Source organism: Corallococcus sp. M7 (assembly GCF_054512695.1).
Genome location: NZ_CM137252.1, coordinates 2,805,690 through 2,832,544 on the forward strand (window position 1 = coordinate 2,805,690; position 26,855 = coordinate 2,832,544).

Here is a 26,855-nt window from a genome sequence, read left to right on the forward strand (position 1 = left end):
GTCCGGCTTTCCGGGCGTCCCTCGGGGCCGTGTCGTGTCCGGAGTTCGGAGTCAATTCGATGAGCAGCAGCGGTGATTTGTCGAAGCGGATCGCGAATCTGTCTCCGGAGAAGCGCGCGGAGCTGCTGAAGAAGATGGCCGCGCAGAAGAACGCGGCAGGGACTCCGGCGCGGGCGGCCTTCCCGCTGAGGGACCGAGCGAAGCCGGCGGAGCTGTCCTTCGCGCAGCAGCGGCTGTGGTTCATGGACCAACTGGCGCCGGGCAGTCCGCTCTACAACGTGCCCGTGGCGGTGCGGCTGGAGGGCACGGTGGACGTGCCCGTGCTGGAGCGCGCGCTGCGCGAGGTGGTGCGGCGCCACGAGTCGCTGCGCACGACCTTCCAGGGCACGGAGAGCGGGCCGGTGCAGCACTTCGCGGACGCGGCCTCGCTGGAGCTGGAGCGCACGGACGTGAGCGCGCTTGAGCCGGACGCGCGGGAGGCCGAGGCCTGGCGCCGGGTGCGGGAAGGGGCGCTGCGTCCCTTCGACCTCGCCACGGGCCCGCTGATGCGCGCGCTGCTGGTGAAGCTGGGGGACGCGGACCACCTGATGCTGGTGGCGATGCACCACATCGTGTCGGACGGGTGGTCGCTGGGCGTGCTCGTGCGCGAGGTGGCGGTGCTCTACGCCACGTTCCTGCAGGGCCAGCCGTCGCCGCTGCCGGAGCTGGCGGTGCAGTACGCGGACTACGCGGCCTGGCAGCGGGAGACGTTGCAGGGCGCGGCGCTGGAGCGGCAGCTGTCGTACTGGCGCGAGCAGTTGTCGGGCGCGCCGCCCGCGCTGGAGCTGACGACGGACAAGCCCCGGCCCGCGGCGCGCGGCTTCCGGGGCGCGCGCACGCCCATCCAGTGGCCGCGGGAGCTGACGGACGCGCTCCGGACGCTGGCGCAGCGCGAAGGCGCGACGCTGTTCATGGTGCTGCTGGCCGGGTGGCAGTCGCTCCTGTCGCGCTACTCCGGACAGGACGACGTGAGCGTGGGCTCTCCCATGGCGGGCCGGACCCGCTCGGAGCTCGAAGGCCTCATCGGCATGTTCGTCAACACGCTGGTGCTGCGCGCGCGCTTCACGCCGGAGCTGTCGTTCCAGGGGCTGGTGCGCCAGCTGCGCGAGACGATGGTGGGCGCGACGGACCACCAGGACGTGCCGTTCGAGAAGCTGGTGGAGGCGCTCCAGCCGGAGCGCGACTCGGGACGCACGCCGTTCTTCCAGGCGATGTTCGCGCTGCAGAACGCGCCGCGCGGGCCCGTGGCCGTGCAGGGCCTGAAGCTGAACGCGATGGAGGTGGACACCCAGACGGCCAAGTTCGACCTGCTCCTCCAGCTCACGGAGGCGGATGGGAGCCTGAGCGGCTACGTGGAGTACGACACCGACCTCTTCCACGCCGCCACCGTCGCGCGGATGGTGGAGCACCTGCGCGGCCTGCTGGAGTCCGCGGTGGCCCACCCGGCGATGCCCGTGGCCCGGCTGCCCATGGTGAAGGCCGCCGAGCGCCGCGTGCTGGCCGAGGACTGGAACCGGACGCAGGCGGCGTACCCGCGGGAGCGGCCGGTGCACGCGCTCTTCGCGGAGCAGGCGCGCAAGGCGCCGGACCGGGTCGCGGTGGTGCAGGGCGTGGATGGCCGGACGCTGACGTACGGCGAGCTGGACGCGAAGGCGAACCAGCTGGCGCACCACCTGCGCGGGCTCGGCGTGAAGCGTGGCACGCGGGTGGGCGTGTACGTGGAGCGCTCGTGGGAGATGGTGGTCGGGCTGCTCGGCATCCTGAAGGCCGGCGGCGCGTACGTGCCGGTGGACCGCAACTACCCCGCGGACCGCATCGCGCTGCTGCTGGGGGACGCGGGCGTGGGCGTGACGCTGACGCAGCAGTCGCTGCTGGAGAATCTGCCGGCCGGCGCGGGCACACCGCTCTGCGTGGACGCGGCGTGGGAGTCCATCCGCCGCGGACCGGAGACGGCACCGGACGTGGAGGTGGGCGGAGAGGACCTCGCGTACATCATCTTCACGTCGGGCAGCACAGGGCGTCCGAAGGGCGTGTGCGTTCCCCACCGGGGCATCACCCGCCTGGTGCTGGGCAACGACTTCATGCGCTTCAGTCCGGACGCGGTCTGGTCGCAGACGGGACCGGTGGCCTTCGACGCCTCGACGCTGGAGCTGTGGGGCTCGCTGCTGCACGGCGCGAAGCTGGTGCTGGCGCCGCCGCACGCGCTGACGCTGGAGGAGCTGGGCGCGCTGGTGAAGCAGGAACGCGTCAGCACGTTGTGGCTGACGACGGCGCTCTACGAGCAGATGGTGCTGCACCAGGGGGAGGTCCTGGCGGGCGTGTCGCAGGTGTTGTCGGGCGGTGACGTGATGCCGCCCCAGCGCGTGCGGGAGCACCTGGCGCGGCTGCCGGAAGGCCCGGTGCTGGTGCACGCGTACGGCCCGACGGAGAACACCACGTTCTCCACCACCCACACGATGACGGGGGGGATGCAGTTCGAAGGGTCGGTGTCCATCGGCAAGCCCATCGGGAACTCGACGGCGTACGTGCTGGATGCGCACGGCGACCTGGCGGGTGTGGGCGTGCCGGGGGAGCTGTTCGTGGGCGGCGAGGGCCTTGCCTGGGGCTACCTCCATCGCGCGGACCTCACGGCGGAGCGCTTCGTGCCTCACGCGTTCAGCACGGAGCCCGGCGCGCGGCTGTACCGCACGGGAGACAAGGCCCGGTGGAAGGAGGACGGGACGCTGGAGTTCCTGGGCCGCACCGACTTCCAGGTGAAGGTGCGTGGCTTCCGCATCGAGCTGGGCGAAATCGAAGGGGTGCTCGTCCAGCATCCGGACGTGGCGGAGGCCACGGTGGTGGTGCGGGGACAGGGTGTGGACAAGCAGTTGGTGGGGTATGTGGTCGCGAAGCCGGAGCGGACGCTCGACGCGGCGGAGCTCAAGGCACACCTGCGGCAGCGGCTGCCGGAGTACATGGTGCCCACGGCCCTGATGTCGCTGGACGCGCTGCCCCTCAGCGCCAACGGCAAGGTGGACCGCAAGGCGCTGCCGGAGCCGGAGGCCCCGCGCTCGGAGAAGGTCTTCGAGGCGCCCCGCACGGAGACCGAGACGAAGCTGGCGGCCATCTGGGCGCAGGTGCTGCGCGTGCCCCAGGTGGGCGTGACGGACAACTTCTTCGAGCTGGGCGGCCACTCGCTGCTGGCCACGCAGGTGGCCTCGCGGATCCGCGCCGGGTTCGGCGTGGAGCTGCCGCTGCGCGAACTGTTCGAGTCCGCCACCCTGGAGGCCCTGGCGCTCCGCCTTGAGCGAGCCACCCGCTCCGTCGTCCCGCCGCTGGCGCGGGTGTCGCGAGAGCAGCCCCTGCCGCTGTCGTTCGCGCAGCAGCGCTTGTGGTTCATCGACCAGTTGGAGCCGGGCAGCCCGGTCTACAACGTCCCGCTGGCGGTCCGTCTGGAGGGAGCGCTGGACGTCGCGGCGCTCCAGCGTGCGCTGGATGCGCTGGTGAGCCGTCACGAAGCGCTCCGCACGACCTTCACGTCGCATGAAGGCACGCCGGTGCAGGTGGTGCATCCGCCCTCGGCGATGCCGCTGGAGGTAGAGGACCTGCGCGGAGTCGAAGCGGGCGGGCGGGAGGAAGAGGCCCGCCGCCGGGTGATGGCGCAGGGGCTGCGGTCCTTCGACCTGTCACGAGGGCCGCTGGTCCGGGCGCAACTGGTGCGGTTGGAGGAGCACGACCACCTGCTCGCGCTCACGATGCACCACGCCATCTCGGATGGCTGGTCGTTGGGCGTGCTCGTGCGGGAGATGGGCGCGCTGTACGCGGCGTTCGTGCAGGGCCAGCCCTCCTCGCTGCCGGAGCTGCCGCTCCAGTACGCGGACTACGCGGCCTGGCAGCGCGGCTGGTTGCAGGGGGACGCGCTGGAGCGCGAGGTGTCCTTCTGGAAGGGCCGGCTCGCGGGAGCGCCCGCCGCCCTGGAGCTGCCCACGGACCGTCCGCGTCCGGCGGTGCGGGGCAACGCGGGCACGATGCACTTCTTCCAGTGGTCCCCCGAGATGACACAGCGCCTGCGGGCGCTGGCGCAGCGCGAGGGCGCATCGCTGTACATGGTGCTGCTGGCCGGGTGGCAGGTGTTGCTGTCCCGCTACTCGGGACAGACGGACATCAGCGTGGGTTCGCCCATCGCGGGCCGCACGCGGGCGGAGCTGGAAGGCCTCATCGGCTTCTTCGTCAACACGCTGGTGATGCGCGCGCGGGTGGACGGGGAGACGTCCTTCCGTGAGTTGCTGAAGCAGGTGCGGGGCACGGTGCTGGAGGCCTACGAGCACCAGGACGTGCCGTTCGAGAAGCTGGTGGAAGCGCTCCAGCCCGAGCGCAGCCTGAGCCACACGCCGCTCTTCCAGACGCTGCTGGCGCTCCAGAACGTGCCGCAGGGTGACCTGGGGCTGCCGGGCATGGCGCTCAAGCCGGTGATGATGGAGAGCCGCACGTCGAAGTTCGACCTGAGCGTCTTCTTCGTGGAGGAGGGCGAAGGGCTGCGGGGCTCGGTCGAGTACAGCACCGAGCTGTACGACGCCGCGACGGTGCGCCGGATGGTGGAGCACCTGCGGGTCCTGCTGGATGCGGCGCTGTCGCGTCCGGAGTCGGCCGTGTCCCGGCTGCCGATGGTGGACGCGGAGGAGCGCCAGCGGATCCTCGACGGTGGCAACCGCATGGCGGCGGAGGCCGTGGGCACGACGCCGGTGCACGCGCTGTTCGCCGAACAGGCCCGGAAGACGCCGGACGCGGTGGCGCTCCAAGCGCATGACGGGCGGACGTGGACGTACGGCGAGCTGGACGCGAAGGCGAACCAGTTGTCGCATCACCTGCGAAGCCAGGGCGTGAAGCGCGGCACGCGAGTGGGCGTGTACGTGGAGCGCTCGCTGGAGATGGTGGCGGGGCTGCTGGCCATCCTGAAGGCGGGAGGCGCATACGTGCCGGTGGACCGCAACTACCCGGCGGAGCGCATCGCGCTGCTGCTGGGGGATGCGGGCGTGGGCGTGACGCTGACGCAGCGGTCGCTGGTGGAGAAGCTGCCAGCGAGCGCGGGCACACCGCTGCTGCTGGACACGGTGTGGGCCGAGGTGGCCCGTCATCCGGAGACGGCGCCTCAAGTGGAGGTGTCGGGCGAGGACCTGGCGTACGTGATGTTCACGTCGGGAAGCACGGGCCGCCCGAAGGGCGTGAGCGTGCCGCACCGGGGCATCACGCGGCTGGTGGTGGGTACCGACTTCCTGCGCTTCGGACCGGAAGAGGTCTGGCTGCAACTGGCGCCGGTGGCCTTCGACGCCTCGACGCTGGAACTCTGGGGTGCGCTGCTGCACGGGGCGAAGCTCGTGCTCGCACCACCGCACGCGTTGGCGCTGGAGGAACTGGGAGCGCTGCTGCGAAAGGAGCGCATCAGCACGCTGTGGCTGACCGCCGCGCTGTACGAGCAGATGGCGCTGCATCAAGTGGATGCGCTGGCGGAGGTGACGCGGGTACTGGCGGGTGGCGATATCCTGCCAGCGCAGCGCGTGCGCGAACACCTGAAGCGACTGCCTCAGGGGGCTGTGCTGGTGAACGGCTACGGCCCGACGGAAAACACCACGTTCTCCACGACGCATGCGCTCACCCGTGACACGTCACTCGTGTCGTCGGTACCCATCGGCAAGCCGATTGGAAACTCGACGGCCTACGTGCTGGAGCCGCACGGAGACGTGGCGGGCGTGGGTGTCCCGGGTGAGCTGTTCGTGGGCGGCGAAGGCCTCGCCTGGGGTTACCTCTCCCGTGCGGATCTCACGGCGGAGCGCTTCATCCCCAATGCCTTCAGCCCGCAGCCCGGCGCGCGGCTCTACCGCACGGGCGACAAGGCGCGCTGGAAGGAAGACGGGACGCTGGAGTTCCTGGGGCGCACCGACTTCCAGGTGAAGGTGCGCGGTTTCCGAATCGAGTTGGGCGAAGTGGAAGCGGCCCTCCTCCAGCATCCGGACGTGGCGGAGGCCACGGCGGTGGTGCGCGACGTCGGCGGGGACAAGCGGCTCGTCGCGTGGCTCGTGGCGAAGCCGGGTCAGAATATCGACCCGAAGGCCGTGGAAGCGGAGCTGCGGCAGCGGTTGCCGGAGTACATGGTGCCGTCCGCCATGGGCGTGCTGGAAGCGTTGCCGCTCACGGCCAACGGCAAGGTGGACCGCAAGGCCCTCGCGGCACTGGATGCTCACGAGTCAGGCCCGGCCTACGAGGCGCCCCGCACGGAGGCGGAGCGGAAGCTGGCGGCCATCTGGGCGGAGGTCCTGCGCGTGCCCAGGGTGGGCGTGAAGGACAACTTCTTCTCGCTCGGTGGGCACTCCCTGCTGGCGACGCAGGTGGTGTCACGGCTCCGCTCGGAGCTTGGAGTGGAACTCTCGCTGCGAGTCCTCTTCGAAGCGCCCGTCCTGGAGGTCCTGGCCGAGCGGCTGGGAACGGCGACGCGTTCGCAAGTCTCGACGCTGGAGTCCGGCGCAAGCGGTGAGGCGCTTCCGCCGCTGTCGTTCGCGCAGCAGCGCCTGTGGTTCATCGACCAGTTGGAGCCGGCCAGCCCGCTCTACAACGTCCCGGTAGCGGTCCGGTTGCAGGGCACCTTGCAGCGAGGGGCGCTGGTCCGGGCCCTGAACGAAATCGTCCGGCGCCACGAGTCCCTGCGCACGACGTTCGAGCTGCACGAAGGTCAGCCCGTGCAGCGCATCCATCCGCATGCGCGCCTGTCCCTGGCGGACGTCGACCTGGAGTCCCTCACCCACGAGCAGCGGGAACAGGAGGTCCGGAGGCGGCTCGGGGCGGAGTTGGCGGAGCCGTTCGACCTGAACAAGGGACCGCTCATCCGGGCGAGCCTGTTGCGGCTGGACAACACCGACCACGTGCTGCTCATCACGATGCACCACATCGTGTCCGACGGCTGGTCGCTGGGCGTGCTGATCCGTGAGGTGGGCGCGCTGTACGCGGCCTTCTCCGCGGGGCAATCGTCGCCGCTGCCGGAGTTGTCCCTGCAGTACGCGGGATACGCGGCGTGGCAGCGAGGCTGGTTGCAGGGAGAGACGCTCCAGAAGGAAGTGGACTTCTGGAGGGGGAAGCTCGCCGGGGCGCCGCCGGTGCTGGAACTGCCGACGGATCATCCGCGTCCGGCGGTGCGAAGCAACGCGGGGGCGGTCCATGCCTTCCTGCTGCCGTCGTCGCTGTCCCAGTCGCTGCGAGAGCTCGCGCAGCGCGAGGGCGCGTCGCTGTACATGGTGCTGCTGGCCGGGTGGCAGGTGCTGCTGTCGCGCTACAGCGGTCAGACGGACATCAGCGTGGGGTCGCCCATCGCGGGCCGGACACGGGCGGAGCTGGAGGGGCTCATCGGCTTCTTCGTCAACACCCTGGTGCTGCGTGCCCAGGTGGACGGAGAGGCGTCCTTCCGTGACCTGCTCAAGGAGGTGCGGGGCACGGTGCTGGAGGCCTATGAGCACCAGGACGTGCCGTTCGAGAAGCTGGTGGAGGCACTCCACCCGAAGCGCAGCCTGAGCCACACGCCGCTCTTCCAGACGCTACTGGCACTCCAGAACATGCCCGAGGGAGAGGCACGCCTGCCCGGGCTGACGATGAAGCCGTTGGAGCTGGAGATCCGTACGTCGAAGTTCGACGTGAGCCTCTTCTTCACGGAGACGCCGCAGGGCTTGAGCGGAAGCGTGGAGTACAGCACCGACCTGTTCGAAGCGTCGACGGTGCACCGGATGGTGGAGCACCTGCGCGTGCTGCTGGAAGGCGTGGTGGCAAAGCCGGAGGAATCGGTGAACCGGCTCCCGCTGCTGACGGAGACGGAGCGCCAGCAGGTGCTGGTGGCGTGGAACCAGACGACCACACAGATTCCACGCGACGTGCCGGTACATGCACGTTTCGCGGAGCAGGCCCGGAAGACGCCAGACGCGGTGGCGCTCCAGAGGCCGGACGGGCGGACGCTGACGTACGGCGAACTGGACGCGAAGGCGAACCAGTTGGCGCACCACCTGCGAAGCCTGGGCGTGAAGCGAGGCACGCGAGTGGGCGTGTACGTGGAGCGCTCGTTCGAGATGGTGGCGGGCCTGCTGGCCATCCTGAAGTCCGGTGGCGCGTACGTGCCGGTGGACCGCAACTACCCGGCGGAGCGCATCGCGCTGATGCTGGAGGACGCGGGCGTCGAAGTGACGCTCACGCAGCAGTCGCTGCTGGAGAAGCTGCCGGCGAGCGCGGGCCGGCCGCTGCCGCTGGACACGGTGTGGAGCGAAGTCTCCCGTCAGTCGCAGGCGGCACCGCAGGTGGACGTCAGTGCCGAAGACCTGGCGTACGTGATGTTCACGTCGGGAAGCACCGGCCGTCCGAAGGGCGTGAGCGTGCCGCACCGGGGCATCAACCGGCTGGTGGTGGGCAACGGTTTCCTGCGCTTCGGGCCGGAGGAGGTCTGGCTGCAACTGGCACCGGTGGCCTTCGATGCATCGACGCTGGAGCTCTGGGGCGCACTGCTGCACGGGGCGAAGCTGGTGCTGGCGCCGCCGCACGCGTTGACGCTGGAGGAACTGGGCACGCTGCTGAAGCAGGAGCGCATCAGCACGCTGTGGCTGACCGCCGCGCTGTACGAGCAGATGGCCCTGCACCAGGTGGACGCACTGACGGGCGTGGCGCAGGTGCTCGCGGGCGGCGACGTGCTGCCAGCACAGCGCGTGCGCGAACACCTGAAGCGCCTGCCGCAAGGCGCGGTGCTGGTGAATGGCTACGGCCCGACGGAGAACACCACGTTCTCCACGACGTATGCGCTGACGCGTGACACGGCGCTCACCTCATCGGTGCCCATCGGCAAGCCGATTGGAAACTCGACGGCGTACGTGCTGGACGCGCACGGAGACGTGGCCGGCGTGGGCGTGCCCGGAGAGCTGTACGTAGGCGGCGAAGGCCTCGCCTGGGGCTACCTCAACCGCGCGGACCTGACGGCCGAACGCTTCGTGCCGAATGCCTTCAGCACGGAGCCCGGCGCGCGGCTCTACCGGACGGGAGACAAGGCACGCTGGAAGGAAGACGGGACGCTGGAGTTCCTGGGCCGCACCGACCTCCAGGTGAAGGTGCGCGGCTTCCGCATCGAGCTGGGCGAAATCGAAGCCGCGCTCCTGAAGCAGGACGGCATCGCGGAGGCCACGGTCGTGGTGCGCGACGTCGGTGGGGACAAGCGGCTGGTCGCGTACATCGTCGCGAAACCGGGCCAGAACATCGACCCGAAGGCGGTGGAGACGGAGCTGCGCAAGCACCTGCCGGAGTACATGGTGCCGTCCGCCATGGGCGTGCTGGACGCGCTGCCGCTCACGGCCAACGGAAAGGTGGACCGCAAGGCCCTGCCTGAACTCGATACGTCCAGCGCCGGGCGCGACTACGAAGCGCCCCGCACGGAGGCGGAGCGGAGGCTGGCGGCCATCTGGGCGGAGGTCCTCCACGTGCCCAGGGTGGGCGTGAAGGACAACTTCTTCTCGCTCGGCGGGCACTCGCTGCTGGCGACGCAGGTGGTGTCGCGGATCCGCATGGAGTTCGGAGTGGAACTCGCGTTGCGGGTCCTCTTCGAAGCGCCCGTCCTGGAGGCACTGGCCGAGCGGCTGGGAACGGCCGCGCGCTCGCGGCCCTCGGCGCTGGAGTTCGCCGCGAGCGGCGGGCCGGCCCCCCTGTCGTTCGCGCAGCAACGCCTGTGGTTCATCGACCAGTTGGAGCCGGGCACCTCGCTCTACAACGTCCCTGTCGCGGTTCGGCTGGACGGCGTGCTGGACGTGAGCGCTCTGGAAGAGGCCCTGCGTGAGGTCGTGCGCCGCCACGAATCCCTGCGCACGACGTTCGAGCGGCGGGATGGACAGCCCGTGCAGCGCATCCATTCCGATGCGCGTCTCCCGATGACGGAGATCGACCTGACGACGCTCCCCAGCGAGCAGCGGGAGCAGGAGGTCCGGCGGCGAGTGGGCGTGGAGCTTGCGTCGCCCTTCGACCTGAACAAGGGACCGCTCATCCGGGCGAGCCTGTTGCGGCTGGACAACACCGACCACGTGCTGCTCATCACGATGCACCACATCGTGTCCGACGGCTGGTCGCTGAGCGTGCTGATCCGTGAAGTCGGCGCTCTGTATGTGGCTTTCACGGAAGGCCGCCCGTCGCCCCTGCCGGAGCTGTCCCTGCAGTACGCGGGATACGCGGCGTGGCAGCGAGGCTGGTTGCAGGGAGAGACGCTCCAGAAGGAAGTGGACTTCTGGAGGGGGAAGCTCGCCGGGGCGCCGCCGGTGCTGGAGCTGCCGACGGATCGTCCGCGCCCGGCGGTGCGAGGCAACGCGGGAGCGGTCCACACCTTCGTCCTGCCGTCATCCCTGGAGCAGCAGTTGAAGTCGCTGGCCCGGGATGAAGGCGCGTCGCTGTACATGGTGCTGCTGGCGGGCTGGCAGGTGCTGCTGTCGCGCTACAGCGGCCAGACGGACATCAGCGTGGGTTCGCCCATCGCGGGCCGCACGCGGGCGGAGCTGGAAGGGCTCATCGGCTTCTTCGTCAACACCCTGGTGCTGCGTGCCCAGGTGGACGGAGAGGCGTCCTTCCGTGACCTGCTCAAGCAGGTGCGGGGCACGGTGCTGGAGGCCTATGAGCACCAGGACGTGCCATTCGAGAAGCTGGTGGAAGCGCTCCACCCCGTGCGCAGCCTGAGTCACACGCCGCTCTTCCAGTCGATGCTGGCACTGCAGAACATGCCCGAGGGAGAGGCACGCCTGCCCGGGCTGACGATGAAGCCGCTGGAGCTGGAGCTTCGGACGTCGAAGTTCGACGTCAGCGTCTACTTCACGGAGACGCCGCAGGGCCTGAGCGGAAGCGTGGAGTACAGCACCGAGCTGTTCGAAGCGTCGACGGTGCGCCGGATGGTGGAGCACCTGCGCGTGCTGCTGGAAGGCGTGGTGGAGAAGCCGGAGACAGCGGTGGGCCGGCTGCCCATGCTGACGGAAGCGGAGCGCCAGCAGGTGCTGGTGACGTGGAACCAGCAGCAGGCGGAGTACGAGCGCGACGCGACGATTCCGGCGCTCTTCGAGGGGCAGGCGAAGCGCACGCCCGAAGCAATCGCGGTGGTGAGCGGCAAGCAGCGGCTGACGTACCGGGAGGTGGAGGCCAAGGCGAACCAGCTGGCGCACCGACTGCGCAAGCTGGGGGTGGGCCCCGAGTCCCGCGTGGGTCTGTGCGTGGAACGCACGGCGGACGTGGTGGTGGGCACGCTGGGCATCCTGAAGGCCGGTGGCGCCTACGTGCCGTTGGATCCGAGCTACCCGAAGGAGCGCCTGGGCTGGCTGCTGGAGGATGCGCAGGGACCGGCGCTGGTGGCGCACTCGCACCTCTTGGAGTCGTTGCCTGCCTTCAGTGCGCAGGCGGTGTGCCTGGACACGGACGCGACGTTGGCCGCGGAGCCGAAAGAGGCACCGGAAGCAGGGCTGCGCCCGGAGAACGTGGCGTACCTCATCTACACGTCGGGAAGCACGGGCCGTCCGAAGGGCGTCGCGGTGACGCACCGGAATGCGATGGCGTTCCTGTCGTGGGCGACGGAGACGTTCACGGCAGAAGAGACGAAGGCGGTGCTGGCAGCGACTTCGCTCAACTTCGACCTCTCCGTCTTCGAGCTCTTCGCCCCGCTGGTGCGAGGCGGCAGCGTGGTGGTGGTGCGCAATGCCCTGCATCTGGCGGAGGAGAAGCCAGAGGCAGAGGTCACGCTCATCAACACGGTGCCCTCCGCGATGGCGCAACTGGTGCGGCTGAACGCCGTGCCGCCGTCGGTACGTGTGGTGAACCTCGCGGGCGAAGCCCTGCCGGAGACGTTGGCGAAGGGCGTCTACGGCATCCCCACGGTGAAGAAGCTCTACAACCTGTACGGCCCGTCTGAAGACACGACGTACTCGACGTGGTCGCTGGTCGGACGGAATGAGGTGCCGAACATCGGCCGCCCCCTCACCAACACGCGGGCCTACGTACTGGACAAGTACCTCCAGCCCGTACCGGTGGGAGTCGCGGGAGAGTTGTTCCTGGCAGGCGAAGGGCAGGCACGCGGCTACCTGCTGAGGCCCGAGTTGACGGCGGAGAAGTTCCTGCCGGAGGTGTACGGCCCCGAAGGCAGCCGCATGTACCGCACGGGCGACCGGGTGCGGTACCGCGCGGACGGCGTGCTGGAGTACCTGGGACGCGTTGACTTCCAGGTGAAGGTGCGCGGCTTCCGCATCGAGCTGGGCGAAGTCGAAGCGGCACTGCGTCAGCAGGAGGCGGTGAAGGAAGCCGTGGTGGTGGCGAAGGGGGAGGGTGCGGAGAAGCGCCTCGTGGCGTACGTGGCGCCGAAGGCCGGCGCGACGCTGGAGGCGGAGGCGCTGAAGGCGAGCCTGCGCCAGCGGTTGCCGGAGTACATGGTGCCCGGAGCCGTGGTGGTGCTGGAGGCACTGCCGCTCAACTCCAACGGCAAGGTGGACCGCAAGGCCCTGCCGGAGCCGGAGGCACCGGTCTCCACTCAGACGTACGAAGCGCCGCGCACGGAGATGGAGGCGAAGCTCGCGGCCATCTGGGCGGAGGTGCTGCATGTTCCGCGGGTGGGCGTGAAGGACGACTTCTTCGCGCTGGGTGGCCACTCACTGCTCGCGACGCAGGTCGTGTCGCGGGTGCGCGCGGAGACGGGCGCGGAGCTGCCGCTGCGCGCGTTGTTCGAGGCCTCCACCCTCGAGGCCCTGGCCCGACGGATGGAGACGGCGAACCGCGCCCAGGACTTCCTGCCGGGCGACACGGTCATGGACGCAGCGCCTCCGCTGTCCTTCGCGCAGCAGCGCCTGTGGTTCATCGACCAGTTGGAGCCCGGGACGGCGCTCTACAACGTGCCCGTGGCGGTGCGGCTGGTGGGCTCGCTGGACGTGGTGGCCCTGGAGCGGGCCCTGCGCGAGGTCGTGCGTCGGCATGACTCCCTGCGGACCACCTTCGAGGAGCGCGGCGAACAGGCCATCCAGGTCATCCAGCCCGCCCTGCCGTTGGAGCTGGGCCGGGTGGACCTGCGGACCGTCGACGAAGCGCTCCGTGAGGCGGAAGCCCGCAGGCAGGTGGAGCAGGAGATGCTCCGGCCGTTCGACCTGGTCCGCGGGCCGTTGATCCGCACCCGGCTGTTCACGCTCGGGGAGCGCGAGCACGTCCTCGTGGTGACGATGCACCACATCGTGTCGGACGGCTGGTCGCTGGGCGTGTTGATCCGCGAGGTGGGCGCGCTGTACGCGGCCTTCTCCGCGGGGCAGCCGTCGCCCCTGCCCGAACTGCCCGTGCAGTACGCGCGCTACGCCGCCTGGCAGCGCGGCCGGCTCCAGGGCGACGTCCTGGCGCGGCAGGTGGAGCACTGGAAGCGGAAGCTCGCGGGTGCGCCGCCGGTGCTGGAGCTGCCCACGGACCGCCCCCGGCCGTCCGAGCGGGGCATCGCGGGCGCGACGTACGCCTTCACCCTGTCCCGAACGCTGACGGGCGCGCTCAAGGCCCTGGCCCAGCGGGAAGGGGCCTCGCTGTACATGGTGCTGCTGGCAGGGTGGCAGGTGCTGATGGCGCGCTACAGCGGCCAGCAGGACATCAGCGTGGGGTCGCCCATCGCGGGCCGCATGCGCGCGGAGCTGGAGGGGCTCATCGGCTTCTTCGTCAACACGCTCGTGCTGCGCGCGAACGTGGAGGGCTCCCTGTCCTTCCGGCAGCTGCTCTCCCAGGTCCGCGAGACGGTGCTGGATGCGTACGAGCACCAGGAGGTCCCGTTCGAGAAGCTGGTGGAGGTCCTCCAGCCGGAGCGCAGCCGCAGCCACACGCCGCTCTTCCAGACGATGCTCACCCTCCAGAACATGCCGCTGGGTGAGCTGCGGCTTCCGGACCTGGCGCTCCAGCCGGTGAGCGTGGAGAGCCCCATCGCGAAGTTCGACCTGAGCGTGACGCTCATGGAGGTGTCCCAGGGCATCTCCGGCACGCTGGAGTACAGCACGGAGCTGTTCGACGCGGGCACCATCCAGCGGATGGTCTCGCACCTGCTCACGCTGCTGGAAGGCGCGGTGGCGCGCCCGGACACGCGCGTGTCCCGCCTGCCGCTGCTGACCGCCTCCGAGCGTGCCCAGGTGGTCTCCACCTGGAACGACACGGCCCTGGCCGTGGACTGGGATGGCTGCTTCCACGAGTGCGTGGAGCGGCAGGCGGTGCTCCGGCCGAAGTCGCTCGCCGTGCTGGACGGGGCGCACCAGTTGGACTTCGCGCAGCTCAACGCGCGCGCCAACCAGCTCGCCCACTGGCTGCGCCAGCGCGGGGTGGGGCCGGAGGTGCGCGTGGCGCTCTTCGTGGAGCGCTCCGTGGAGATGATGGTCGCCGCGCTGGGCGTGATGAAGGCCGGTGGCGCCTACGTGCCGTTGGATCCCGCCTGGCCGTCTGAACGGTTGGGCTGGCTGGCGAACGACTGCGGCGCGCGCTGGGTGCTCACCCAGCGGCGGCTCGCCGGAGCGCTCCCGGAGGGGCTCGACGTGCTGTGCCTGGATGACGCCGGACCGCTGGAGGAACTGGCGCGGCAGTCGCGGGAGAACCCGGCCCATCTGAGCCTCCCGACGCACCTGGCGTACATCATCTACACGTCGGGCAGCACGGGCCGCCCCAAGGGCGTGATGGTGCAGCACGCCTCGATGATGAACCTGCGCGCGGCGCACAAGGTGTCGACGTTCGCTGGAGTCAACGCGCCGGTGCGGGTGAGCTTCAACGCGCCGCTGGCCTTCGACGCGTCGGTGCAGCAGTTGGTGCAGCTGGCGGACGGCCACGCGCTGTGCATCGTGCCCGCGGACGTGCGCGAGGACGTGGCCCGCATGGCGGCGTGGCTGGAGGCGCACGAGGTGGACGTGCTCGACTGTACGCCGGCACACCTGCGCCTGCTGTTGGACGAGGGGCTCGGCACGCACCGGCCCATGCGCGTCCTCGTGGGCGGTGAAGCGGTGGATGAAGCGCTGTGGGCGCGGCTCGCGGCGCTCCCCGGCCTCAAGGCCTTCAACGTGTACGGCCCCACGGAGTGCACGGTGGACGTCACCGCGCGCCCCATCGTGGCGGACACGGTGCGTCCGGTGCTGGGGCGGCCCATGGCCAACCTGCAGGGCTACGTGCTGGACACCGAGCTCCAACCGGTCCCGGTGGGCGTGCCGGGCGAGCTGTACATGGGAGGCGCGGGGCTCGCGCGCGGCTATCTGGAGCGGCCGGAGCTGACGGCGGACCGCTTCATCCCGGACAGCCTGGGCTCGCAGCCGGGCGGACGGCTCTACCGCACGGGCGACCGCGTCCGCTGGCTGGCCACGGGCGAGCTGGAGTACCTGGGCCGCCTGGACTTCCAGGTGAAGGTGCGCGGCTTCCGCATCGAGCTGGGTGAGATCGAAACCGCGCTCGCGCAGCAGCCGGGCGTCAGCGAGGCCGTGGTGCTGGTGCGGGGCGACGGCGCGAACAAGCGGCTCGTCGGCTACGTCGTGGCGAAGGAAGGCCACGCGCTGGACGTGGACACGCTGCGCACGGGCCTGCGTCAGGGGATGCCCGAGTACATGATCCCCTCGGCGCTGATGGTGCTGGACGCACTGCCGCTCAACGCGAACGGCAAGGTGGACCGACGGGCGCTGCCGGAGCCGGAGGCCGCGAACGCGGCTGACGCCTACGTGGCCCCGCGCACGGCGACGGAGGCGAAGCTCGCGGCCATCTGGGCGGAGGTCCTGCGCCTGGAGCGAGTGGGCGTGAAGGACAACTTCTTCGCGCTGGGCGGCCACTCCCTGCTGGCGACGCAGGTGGTGTCGCGCCTGCGCACCTCGCTGGGCGTGGAGATGCCGTTGCGCCTGCTGTTCGAAGCGCCCACGGTGGAGGCGCTGGCACAGCGGCTCGCGCGGCTGGGGCGCTCCGGCGTGCCCATGCTGCGCGCCGGAGTGCGTCCGGCGTCGCTGCCCCTGTCCTTCGCACAGCAGCGGTTGTGGTTCATCGACCAGCTGGAGCCGGGCAGCCCGCTCTACAACGTGCCCAGCGTGGTCCGGCTGGAGGGCGACCTGGACGCCGCGGCGCTGGAGCAGTCGCTGCGCGAGGTCATCCAACGGCACGAAGCCCTGCGCACGACGTTCGAGGAGGAGGCGGGCCAGCCCGTCCAGCGGATCCACGCGTCCGTGGACGTGCCGCTGAACACCGTGGACCTGTCGGCCGCCGGAGAGGACGAGGCCCGGCGGCGGGTACTGGAGGAGATGGCGAAGCCCTTCGACCTGGTGCGGGGCCCGCTGCTGCGGACGCTGCTGCTGCGCCTGGGGGCGCGTGACCACCTGCTGGTGATCACGATGCACCATGCCGTGTCCGACGGCTGGTCCGTGGCGGTCCTGCTCCGCGAGCTGGGCATGCTGTACAGCGCGCTGGCTCGGGGACAGGCGTGGACGCCGCCGCCGCTGCCGGTGCAGTACGCGGACTACGCGGCCTGGCAGCGCGACTGGCTGCAGGGGGAGACGCTCCAGCGGGAGGTGGACTACTGGAAGCAGTCGCTGACGGGAGCGCCGCCGGTGCTGGAGTTGCCGACGGACCGTCCGCGTCCGGCGGTACGCACCAACGCCGGCACGACGCTGGGGTTCCGGCTGCCACTGGAGCTGTCCCAGAAGCTGAGCGCGCTGGCACAGAAGGAGGGCGCATCGCTGTACATGGTGCTGCTGGCCGGGTGGCAGGTGCTGCTGTCGAGGTACTCGGGGCAGACGGACATCAGTGTGGGTTCGCCCATCGCGGGCCGCACGCGAGCGGAGCTGGAGGGGCTCATCGGCTTCTTCGTCAACACGCTGGTGCTGCGTGCCCGGGTGGACGGAGAGGCCTCCTTCCGAGAGCTGCTGGATCAGGTCCGGGGGACGGTGCTGGGCGCGTACGAGCACCAGGACGTGCCGTTCGAGAAGCTGGTGGAAGCGCTCCAGCCCGAGCGCAGCCTGAGCCACACGCCGCTCTTCCAGACGATGATGTCGCTCCAGAACGTGCCCACCGAGGAGGCCCAGCTCCCGGGCCTGGTGCTCAAGCCGATGGAGTTCGAGGGCCGCACGTCGAAGTTCGACGTGAGCCTCTTTTTCACGGAGACGCCGCAGGGCCTGAGCGGAGGCGTGGAGTACAGCACCGACCTGTTCGAAGCGTCGACGGTGCGCCGGATGGTGGAGCACCTGCGAGTCCTGCTGGAAGGAGTGGTCGCGAATCCAGAAGAGGCAGTGGGCCGGCTGCCCATGCTCACGTCCGAGGAGCGCCAGCAGGTGCTGGTGACGTGGAACCAGCAGCAGGCGGAGTACGAGCGCGACGCGACAATTCCTCAGCTCTTCGAAGCGCAGGCGAAGCGCACGCCGAATGCCGTGGCAGTGGTGAGCGGCAAGCAGCGGCTGACGTACCGGGAGGTGGAGGCCAAGGCGAACCAACTGGCACACCGGCTGCGCAAGCTAGGCGTAGGCCCCGAGTCCCGGGTGGGCCTGTGCGTGGAGCGCACGGCGGACGTGGTCGTGGGCACGCTGGGCATCCTGAAGGCCGGTGGCGCCTACGTGCCGTTGGATCCGAGCTACCCGAAGGAGCGTCTGGGCTGGCTGCTGGAGGACGCGCAGAGCCCGGCCTTGGTGGCGCATTCGCACCTCTTGGAGTCGTTGCCCACCTTCAGTGCGCAGGCCGTGCTCCTGGACCGTGAAGAGGAGTGGGCGGAAGAGTCCTGCTGCCCGCCGACGCCGGAGGTGCGGCCGGAGAACGTGGCGTACCTCATCTACACGTCGGGAAGCACGGGCCGCCCGAAGGGCGTAGCGGTGACGCACCGGAACGCAGTGGCCTTCCTCGCGTGGGCAACGGAGACGTTCACGGCAGAAGAGACGAAGGCCGTGCTGGCGGCAACGAGCCTGAACTTCGACCTCTCCGTCTTCGAACTCTTCGCCCCGCTGGTGCGAGGCGGCAGCGTAGTGGTGGTGCGCAATGCCCTGCATCTGGCGGAAGAGAAGCTGGACGCGGAGGTGACGCTCATCAACACGGTGCCGTCCGCGATGGCGCAGTTGGTACGGCTGAACGCCGTGCCGCCCTCCGTACAGGTCATCAACCTGGCGGGTGAAGCACTGCCGGAGACGCTGGCGAAGGCCGTGTACGCGGTGCCGACGGTGAAGAAGCTCTACAACCTGTATGGCCCGTCGGAAGACACGACGTACTCGACGTGGTCGCTGGTGGGGCGGAATGAGGTACCGAACATCGGCCGGCCGCTCACCAACACGCGGGCGTACGTGCTGGACAAGTACCTCCAGCCCGTGCCGGTGGGAGTGGCCGGAGAGTTGTTCCTGGCAGGCGAAGGCCAGGCACGCGGCTACTTGCTGAGGCCGGAGCTGACGGCGGAGAAGTTCTTGCCGGAGGTGTACGGCCCCGAAGGCAGCCGCATGTACCGCACGGGAGACCGGGTGCGGTATCGCGCGGATGGCGTGCTGGAGTACCTGGGTCGAGTGGACTTCCAGGTGAAGGTGCGCGGCTTCCGCATCGAGCTGGGCGAAGTCGAAGCGGCACTGCGTCAGCAGGAGGCGGTGAAGGAAGCCGTCGTGGTGGCGAAGGGGGAGGGGGCGGAGAAGCGCCTTGTCGCGTACGTGGCGCCGAAGGCCGGCACCACGCTGGAGGCGGAGGCGCTGAAGGCGAGTCTGCGCCAGCGGCTGCCGGAGTACATGGTTCCCGGGACGCTGGTGGTGCTGGAGGCACTGCCGCTCAACTCCAACGGCAAGGTGGACCGCAAGGCCCTGCCGGAGCCCGAAGCTCCCAAGGCCGGAAGCACCTACGAAGCGCCGCGCACGGAGACGGAAGCGAAGTTGGCGGCCATCTGGGCGGAGGTGCTGCGAGTCCCGCAAGTCGGCGTGAAGGATGACTTCTTCGCGCTGGGTGGCCACTCGCTGCTCGCGACTCAGGTGGTGTCACGGGTGCGGGCAGCGATAGGCGCGGAGCTGCCGCTGCGTGCGTTGTTCGAAGCGCCCACGGTGGAGGCCCTCGCCCGCCGGCTGGAGAAGGCAGGGCGCGCGCAGGCACCGGCCATCGTTCCTGTGTCGCGGGAAGGCTTGTTGCCACTGTCGTTCGCGCAGCAGCGCCTGTGGTTCATCGACCAACTGGAGCCGGGCACACCGCTCTACAACGTGCCTGTCGCCATCCGGCTGGAAGGCGACCTGGACGTCGCGGTCCTGGCGCGAGCCCTGCGTGAGGTCGTGCGCCGTCACGAAGCCCTGCGCACGACGTTCGTCGCGGGCAACCCCGAGCCGGTCCAGCTGACCGCGTCCGACAGCGCCTTCACGGTGGAGGTGGAAGACCTGTCGGCGAACACCGCCGAAGTCCGGCGCCGCGTGGAGCAGGAGGTGCTGCGGCCCTTCGAGCTGGCACAGGGTCCCTTGATCCGGGCATTGCTGCTGAAGCTCGGCGCGCGCGAGCACGCGCTTACCGTCACGATGCACCACATCGTGTCGGACGGATGGTCGGTCGGGGTGTTGGTCCGCGAGGTCGGCACGCTTTACGCGGCGTTCGTGCAGGGCCAGCCCTCGCCGCTGCCGGAGCTGCCGGTGCAGTACTCGGGCTACGCGGCCTGGCAGCGCGGCTGGTTGCAGGGCGCGACGCTCCAGAGGGAGGTGGACTACTGGAAGCAGAAGCTCGCCGGTGCGCCGCCGGTGCTGGAGTTGCCCACGGACCGTCCGCGTCCCGCGGTGCGCGGAAACGCGGGCGCGACGCAGGGCTTCCTCTGGCCGCAATCGTTGGTCCAGGACCTGCGCGGCCTCGCGCAGCGCGAAGGCGCATCGCTGTACATGGTGCTGCTGGCCGGGTGGCAGGTGCTGCTATCGCGCTACTCGGGCCAGACGGACATCAGCGTGGGTTCACCCATCGCGGGCCGCACGCGCGCGGAGGTGGAGGGCCTGATCGGCCTCTTCGTCAACACGCTGGTGCTGCGTGCCCAGGTGGATGGAGACCAGTCCTTCCGGGCTCTACTCACGCAGGTCCGGGGGACGGTGCTGGGCGCGTACGAGCACCAGGAGGTGCCGTTCGAGAAGCTGGTGGAGGCGCTCCAGCCCGAGCGCAGCCTGAGCCACACGCCGTTGTTCCAGACATTGTTGGCGCTGCAGAACATGCCCGAGGGAGAGGCGCGCCTGCCCTCGCTGACGATGAAGCAGCTGGAGCTGGAGAACCGCACGTCGAAGTTCGATGTGAGCCTCTTCTTCACGGAGACACCGCAGGGCCTGAGCGGAGGCGTGGAGTACAGCACCGACCTGTTCGAGGCGTCGACAGTGCGCCGGATGGTGGAGCACCTGCGAGTCCTGCTGGAAGGCGTGGTCGCGAATCCAGAAGAGGCAGTGGGCCGGCTGCCCATGCTCACGTCCGAGGAGCGCCAGCAGGTGCTGGTGACGTGGAACCAGCAGCAGGCGGAGTACGAACGCGACGCGACAATTCCTCAGCTCTTCGAGGCGCAGGCGAAGCGCACGCCGAATGCCGTGGCAGTGGTGAGCGGCAAGCAGCGGCTGACGTACCGGGAGGTGGAGGCCAAGGCGAACCAACTGGCACACCGGCTGCGCAAGCTGGGCGTGGGCCCCGAGTCACGCGTGGGCCTGTGCGTGGAGCGCACGGCGGACGTGGTGGTGGGCACGCTGGGCATCCTGAAGGCCGGTGGCGCGTACGTGCCGTTGGATCCGAGCTACCCGAAGGAGCGCCTGGGCTGGCTGCTGGAGGACGCCCAGGGTCCAGCACTGGTGGCGCATTCGCACTTGCTGGAGGCACTGCCCGCCTTCAGCGCCCAGGCCGTGCTCCTGGACCGTGAAGAGGAATGGGCGGAAGAGTCCTGCTGCCCGCCGACGCCGGAGGTGCGGCCGGAGAACGTGGCGTACCTCATCTACACGTCGGGAAGCACAGGCCGCCCGAAGGGCGTGGCGGTGACGCACCGGAACGCGGTGGCGTTCCTGTCGTGGGCAACGGAGATGTTCACCGAGGAAGAGACGAAGGCCGTGCTGGCAGCGACTTCGCTCAACTTCGACCTCTCCGTCTTCGAGCTCTTCGCCCCGCTGGTGCGAGGCGGAAGCGTGGTGGTGGTGCGCAATGCCCTGCATCTGGCGGAGGAGAAGCCAGATGCGGAGGTGACGCTCATCAACACGGTGCCGTCCGCGATGGCGCAACTGGTGCGGCTGAACGCCGTGCCGCCGTCGGTGCGCGTGGTGAACCTCGCGGGCGAAGCCCTGCCGGAGACGTTGGCGAAGGGCGTCTACGGCATCCCCACGGTGAAGAAGCTCTACAACCTGTATGGCCCGTCGGAAGACACGACGTACTCAACGTGGTCCCTGGTGGGTCGTGGAGAAGTGCCGAACATCGGCCGGCCCCTCACCAACACGCGGGCCTACGTGCTGGACAAGTACCTCCAGCCCGTACCGGTGGGAGTCGCGGGAGAGTTGTTCCTGGCAGGCGAAGGGCAGGCGCGCGGCTACCTGCTGAGGCCGGAGCTGACGGCGGAGAAGTTCCTGCCAGAAGTCTACGGTCCGGAAGGCAGCCGCATGTACCGCACGGGAGACCGGGTTCGGTACCGCGCGGACGGCGCGCTGGAATACCTGGGGCGCGTCGACTTCCAGGTGAAGGTGCGCGGCTTCCGCATCGAGCTGGGCGAAGTCGAAGCGGCACTGCGTCAGCAGGAGACGGTGAAGGAAGCCGTGGTGGTGGCGAAGGGAGAGGGCGCGGAGAAGCGCCTCGTGGCGTACGTGGCGCCGAAGGTCGGCACCACGCTGGAGGCGGAGGCGCTGAAGGCGAGTCTGCGTCAGCGGCTGCCGGAGTACATGGTGCCCGGAGCCGTGGTGGTGCTGGAGGCACTGCCGCTCAACTCCAACGGCAAGGTGGACCGCAAGGCCCTGCCAGAGCCGGAGGCGCCGATCGCGCGGAACACCTACGAAGCGCCGCGCACGGAGACGGAAGCGAAGCTGGCGGCCATCTGGGCGGAGGTGCTGCGAGTTCCCCAGGTGGGCGTGAAGGACGACTTCTTCGCTCTGGGTGGCCACTCACTGCTCGCGACGCAGGTGGTGTCGCGAGTGCGCGCGGAGACCGGCTCGGAGCTGCCGCTGCGCGCGCTGTTCGAAGCGCCCACGGTGGAGGCTCTCGCTCGCCGGCTGGAGAAGTCCGGACGCGCGAAGTCATCGGCCCTCGTGCCTGTGTCACGGGGGGCATCGCTGCCGCTGTCGTTCGCGCAGCAGCGCCTGTGGTTCATCGATCAGCTGGAGCCGGGCACGGCGCTCTACAACGTGCCTGTCGCTGTGCGGATCGAAGGCGACCTGGACGTGGCAATCCTGGACCGGGCCCTGCGTGAGGTCGTGCGCCGTCACGAGGCCCTGCGCACGACGTTCGTCGCGGGCAACCCCGAGCCGGAGCAGCGGACCACGCCCGATAGCGCCTTCACGCTGGCGGTGGATGACCTGACGTCGAACACCGCCGAAGTCCGGCGCCGCGTGGAACAAGAAGTGCTACGGCCCTTCGATCTGGCACACGGTCCGCTCCTCCGCGCGCTCCTGCTGAAGCTCGACGCGCGCGAGCACGTGCTCGTCGTCACGATGCACCACATCGTGTCGGACGGGTGGTCGCTGGGCGTGTTGGTCCGCGAGGTCGGCGCGCTCTACACGGCGTTCGTGCAGGGCCAGCCCTCGCCGCTGCCGGAGTTGCCGGTGCAGTACGCGGACTACGCGGCGTGGCAGCGCGGCTGGCTGCAGGGCGCGACGCTCCTGAGGGAAGTGGACTACTGGAAGCAGAAGCTCGCGGGCGCGCCGCCGGTGCTGGAGTTGCCCACGGACCGTCCGCGTCCCGCGGTGCGCGGAAACGCGGGTGCGACCCAAGGCTTCCTCTGGCCGCAATCGCTGGCCCAGGGCCTGCGAGGCCTCGCGCAGCGCGAAGGGGCGTCGCTGTACATGGTGCTGCTGGCGGGCTGGCAGGTGCTGCTGTCTCGCTACAGCGGCCAGGAGGACATCAGCGTCGGTTCGCCCATCGCGGGCCGCACGCGCGCGGAGGTGGAGGGCCTCATCGGCTTCTTCGTCAACACGCTGGTCCTGCGCACGAACCTGTCCGGTGACCCCAGCTTCCAGGGCCTGCTCCATCAGGTGCGCGAGACCGTCCTGGAGGCGCAGGAGCACCAGGACGTGCCGTTCGAGAAGCTGGTGGAGGCGCTGCAACCCGAGCGCAGCCGCAGCCACACGCCGCTGTTCCAGACGCTGCTGGCGCTCCAGAACGTGCCCGTCGGTGAAGCCCGTCTGTCCGGCATGACGCTCAAGCCCGTGGAGATCGCTGGCGGGACGTCGAAGTTCGACCTGAGCGTCTTCTTCATGGAGACCGCGGAGGGCCTGAGCGGAACGCTCGAGTACAGCACCGACCTGTTCGAGGCCGCGACCGTGCGCCGCATGGTGGAGCACCTGCGCGTGCTGCTGGAGGGTGTGCTGGAGCATCCCGAAGCGCCGGTGTCACGGCTCCCCCTGCTGGACGCGGCCGAGCGTCGGCAGGTCGTGGAGGCCCGGAACCAGACGGCCACGCGGTACCCCCGCGAGGTGCCGGTGCATGCGCACTTCGAGGCCCAGGCCCGGAAGACGCCGGACGCGGTGGCGCTCAAGCTCGGGGCAGGGGAGAGGACCCTGACGTACGGCGAGCTGGACGCGAAGGCGAACCAGTTGGCGCACCACCTGCGAAGCCTGGGCGTGAAGCGAGGCACGCGAGTGGGCGTGTACGTGGAGCGCTCGTTCGAGATGGTGGCGGGACTGCTGGCCATCCTGAAGGCCGGTGGCGCGTACGTGCCGGTGGACCGCAACTACCCGGCGGAGCGCATCGCGCTGATGCTGGAGGACGCGGGCGTCGAAGTGACGCTCACGCAGCAGTCGCTGATGGAGAAGCTGCCGGCGAGCGCGGGCCGGCCGCTGCCGCTGGACACGGTGTGGAGCGAAGTCTCCCGTCAGCCGCAGGCGGCACCGCAGGTGGACGTCAGTGCCGAAGACCTGGCGTACGTGATGTTCACGTCGGGAAGCACCGGCCGTCCGAAGGGCGTGAGCGTGCCGCACCGGGGCATCAACCGGCTGGTGGTGGGCAACGGTTTCCTGCGCTTCGGGCCGGAGGAGGTCTGGCTGCAACTGGCACCGGTGGCCTTCGATGCATCGACGCTGGAGCTCTGGGGCGCACTGCTGCACGGGGCGAAGCTGGTGCTGGCGCCGCCGCACGCGCTGACGCTGGAGGAGCTGGGCACGCTGCTGAAGCAGGAGCGCATCAGCGCGCTGTGGCTGACCGCCGCGCTGTACGAGCAGATGGCGCTGCACCAGGTGGACGCACTGACGGGCGTGGCGCAGGTGCTCGCGGGCGGCGATGTGCTGCCAGCGCAGCGCGTGCGCGAACACCTGAAGCGCCTGCCGCAAGGCGCGGTGCTGGTGAATGGCTACGGCCCGACGGAGAACACCACGTTCTCCACGACGCACACGCTCACCCGTGACACGTCACTCGTGTCGTCGGTCCCTATCGGCAAGCCGATTGGAAACTCGACGGCGTACGTGCTGGACGCGCACGGAGACGTGGCCGGCGTGGGCGTGCCCGGAGAGCTGTACGTAGGCGGCGAAGGCCTCGCCTGGGGCTACCTCAACCGCACGGACCTGACGGCCGAACGCTTCGTGCCGAATGCCTTCAGCACGGAGCCCGGCGCGCGGCTCTACCGGACGGGAGACAAGGCACGCTGGAAGGAAGACGGGACGCTGGAGTTCCTCGGCCGCACCGACCTCCAGGTGAAGGTGCGCGGCTTCCGCATCGAGTTGGGCGAAATCGAGGCCGCGCTCCTGAAGCGGGACGGCGTCGCGGAAGCCACGGTCGTGGTGCGCGACGTCGGCGGGGACAAGCGGCTGGTCGCGTACATCGTCGCGAAGCCGGGCCAGAACATCGACCCGAAGGCGGTGGAGACGGAGCTGCGCAAGCACCTGCCGGAGTACATGGTGCCGTCGGCGATGGGCGTGCTGGACGCGCTGCCGCTCACGGCCAACGGCAAGGTGGACCGCAAGGCCCTGCCGGACCTGGACGTCTCCACGTCCCAGGCCGAGGACTTCGTCGCGCCCCGTGACGCGCTGGAGTCCCAGCTCGCGGCGGTGTGGGAAGAGGTCCTGGGCGTGAAGCCCATCGGGGTGCGCACCAGCTTCTTCGCGCTGGGAGGCCACTCGCTGCTCGCGGTCCGCCTGGTGGCCGCGCTGCGCGAACAACTGGGCCGCGATGTCCCCCTGGCCGCGCTCTTCCAGCACCCCACCGTGGAGGAGCTGGCGAAGCTGCTGCGCGCCGAGACGGAGACGTGGTCGCCGCTCGTCCCGCTGGAGAAGGGCGACGCGGGCCGCCGGCCCCTGTTCCTCGTCCACCCGGGTGGCGGCAACGTGCTCGCCTATCCGGAGCTGGCGCGGCTCCTGGGGCCCCACCAGCCTGTCTTCGGCATCCAGGCGCGTGGCCTCCAGGCCGGCCATGCCGTGGTGGAGACCGTGGAGGAGATGGCCACCCTGTACGTGGCCGCCATCCGCGCGGAGCAGCCGGAAGGGCCGTACCTCCTCGCGGGCTGGTCGCTCGGCGGCGTCATCGCCTTCGAGATGGCCCGCCAACTGCGCGCAAACGGCCAGGCCGTGGGGCTGCTGGCGCTGGTGGACGCCTTCGTCCCCGGCATCGGAGCGTCTTCCAGTGACGCCCCCAGGAAGGACCCTGACGCCAGCACGCGCGTCGCCTTCGCCCAGACGGTGGCCCAGGCCTTCTCCCTGACCCTGCCCGTGTCCGACGAGGCCCTGGAGCGCATGGAGGACGAAGCCATGCTGGGGACGCTCCTCGCCGTGGGCGTCCAGGCCGGCCTCCTGGAGGAAGCGACGGGCCGCGAGCAATTGCGCGCCCTGTTCCGCGTGTATCAGGCCAACCTGCGCGCCATGGACCGCTACGTCCCCAGCCCCTACGACGGACCGGCCCTGCTGCTCGCCGCGACCGAAGCGACCCCCACCCCCGGGGTGCCCCGCCACCGTGGCTGGGAGCCCTTCGTCCGGGGGGGACTGGACGTGAGGGACGTCCCTGGGGGACACCATCAACTCATGCAGGAGCCGTACGTGCGGCACGTGGCCACGCTGTTGCGCGAGGCCCTGGAGGACAAGTCATGACCGTTGAAACATCCGCGACATCCAGCGGGGGCTCACCGTGGCCCAACCGCATCATCCTGGCCATCTGGTTCGTGTGCTTCTCCGTGGGCTCGCTGGCCCACATCTCCATCGTGGCGAAGTACGGCCTCTTCGCGAATGATCCGGCGGACCCGCTGCCCATGCCGTTCGTCGTCGTGAACGAGCTGTTCACGGTGCTCAACCCGCTCACCATCGCGCTGCTCATCTTCAAGCGGCGGGCGGGCATCCTCTCCGCCCTGGGCGTGGTGGCGCTCGTCTACGTCCTCAACCTGGCGCTGATGGTGTGGTTCTGGACCGCGAAGCAGCACCTCCACATCGCGTGGCTGTACCTCAACGGCACCATGGGCGTGTTCATGGCCCTGACCGCGAAGCGCCTGTGGCGGGCCGCCCCGGAGGCGAAGGCCCTCCCACCTGCCACCACCCCGAGCCCGACCTAGCCTCACCGGGCCCCTGGCCCCCTGTCTGCCCGCCAGCCGGCCGCAGGGGAGGGGGCTCCGAGGCGAAACCCCCGGCCCGGACGCGCATCCTTGAGAAAGGCCGGGGGGATGGCTATAAGCCCCGGCCCACTACAACGCTGGACCTCCCTCCCATCCTGGGTGGGGGCAAGGCGCACTG

2 protein-coding genes are annotated in these 26,855 nt (G+C 70.0%); both read left to right on the forward strand.

Annotated elements, in window-relative coordinates; all coding sequences use genetic code 11:
- Positions 1-59: 59 nt before the first annotated feature.
- Positions 60-26,222 carry a non-ribosomal peptide synthetase gene (locus tag ACX114_RS11720; protein ID WP_459297613.1) on the forward strand — a complete coding sequence of 8,721 codons (26,163 nt, stop codon included), beginning with the start codon at positions 60-62 and terminating at the stop codon, positions 26,220-26,222.
- Positions 26,219-26,677 carry a hypothetical protein gene (locus ACX114_RS11725; protein ID WP_459297614.1) on the forward strand — a complete coding sequence of 153 codons (459 nt, stop codon included), beginning with the start codon at positions 26,219-26,221 and terminating at the stop codon, positions 26,675-26,677. Before ACX114_RS11720 ends, ACX114_RS11725 begins: the two co-directional genes overlap by 4 nt.
- Positions 26,678-26,855: the final 178 nt, after the last annotated feature.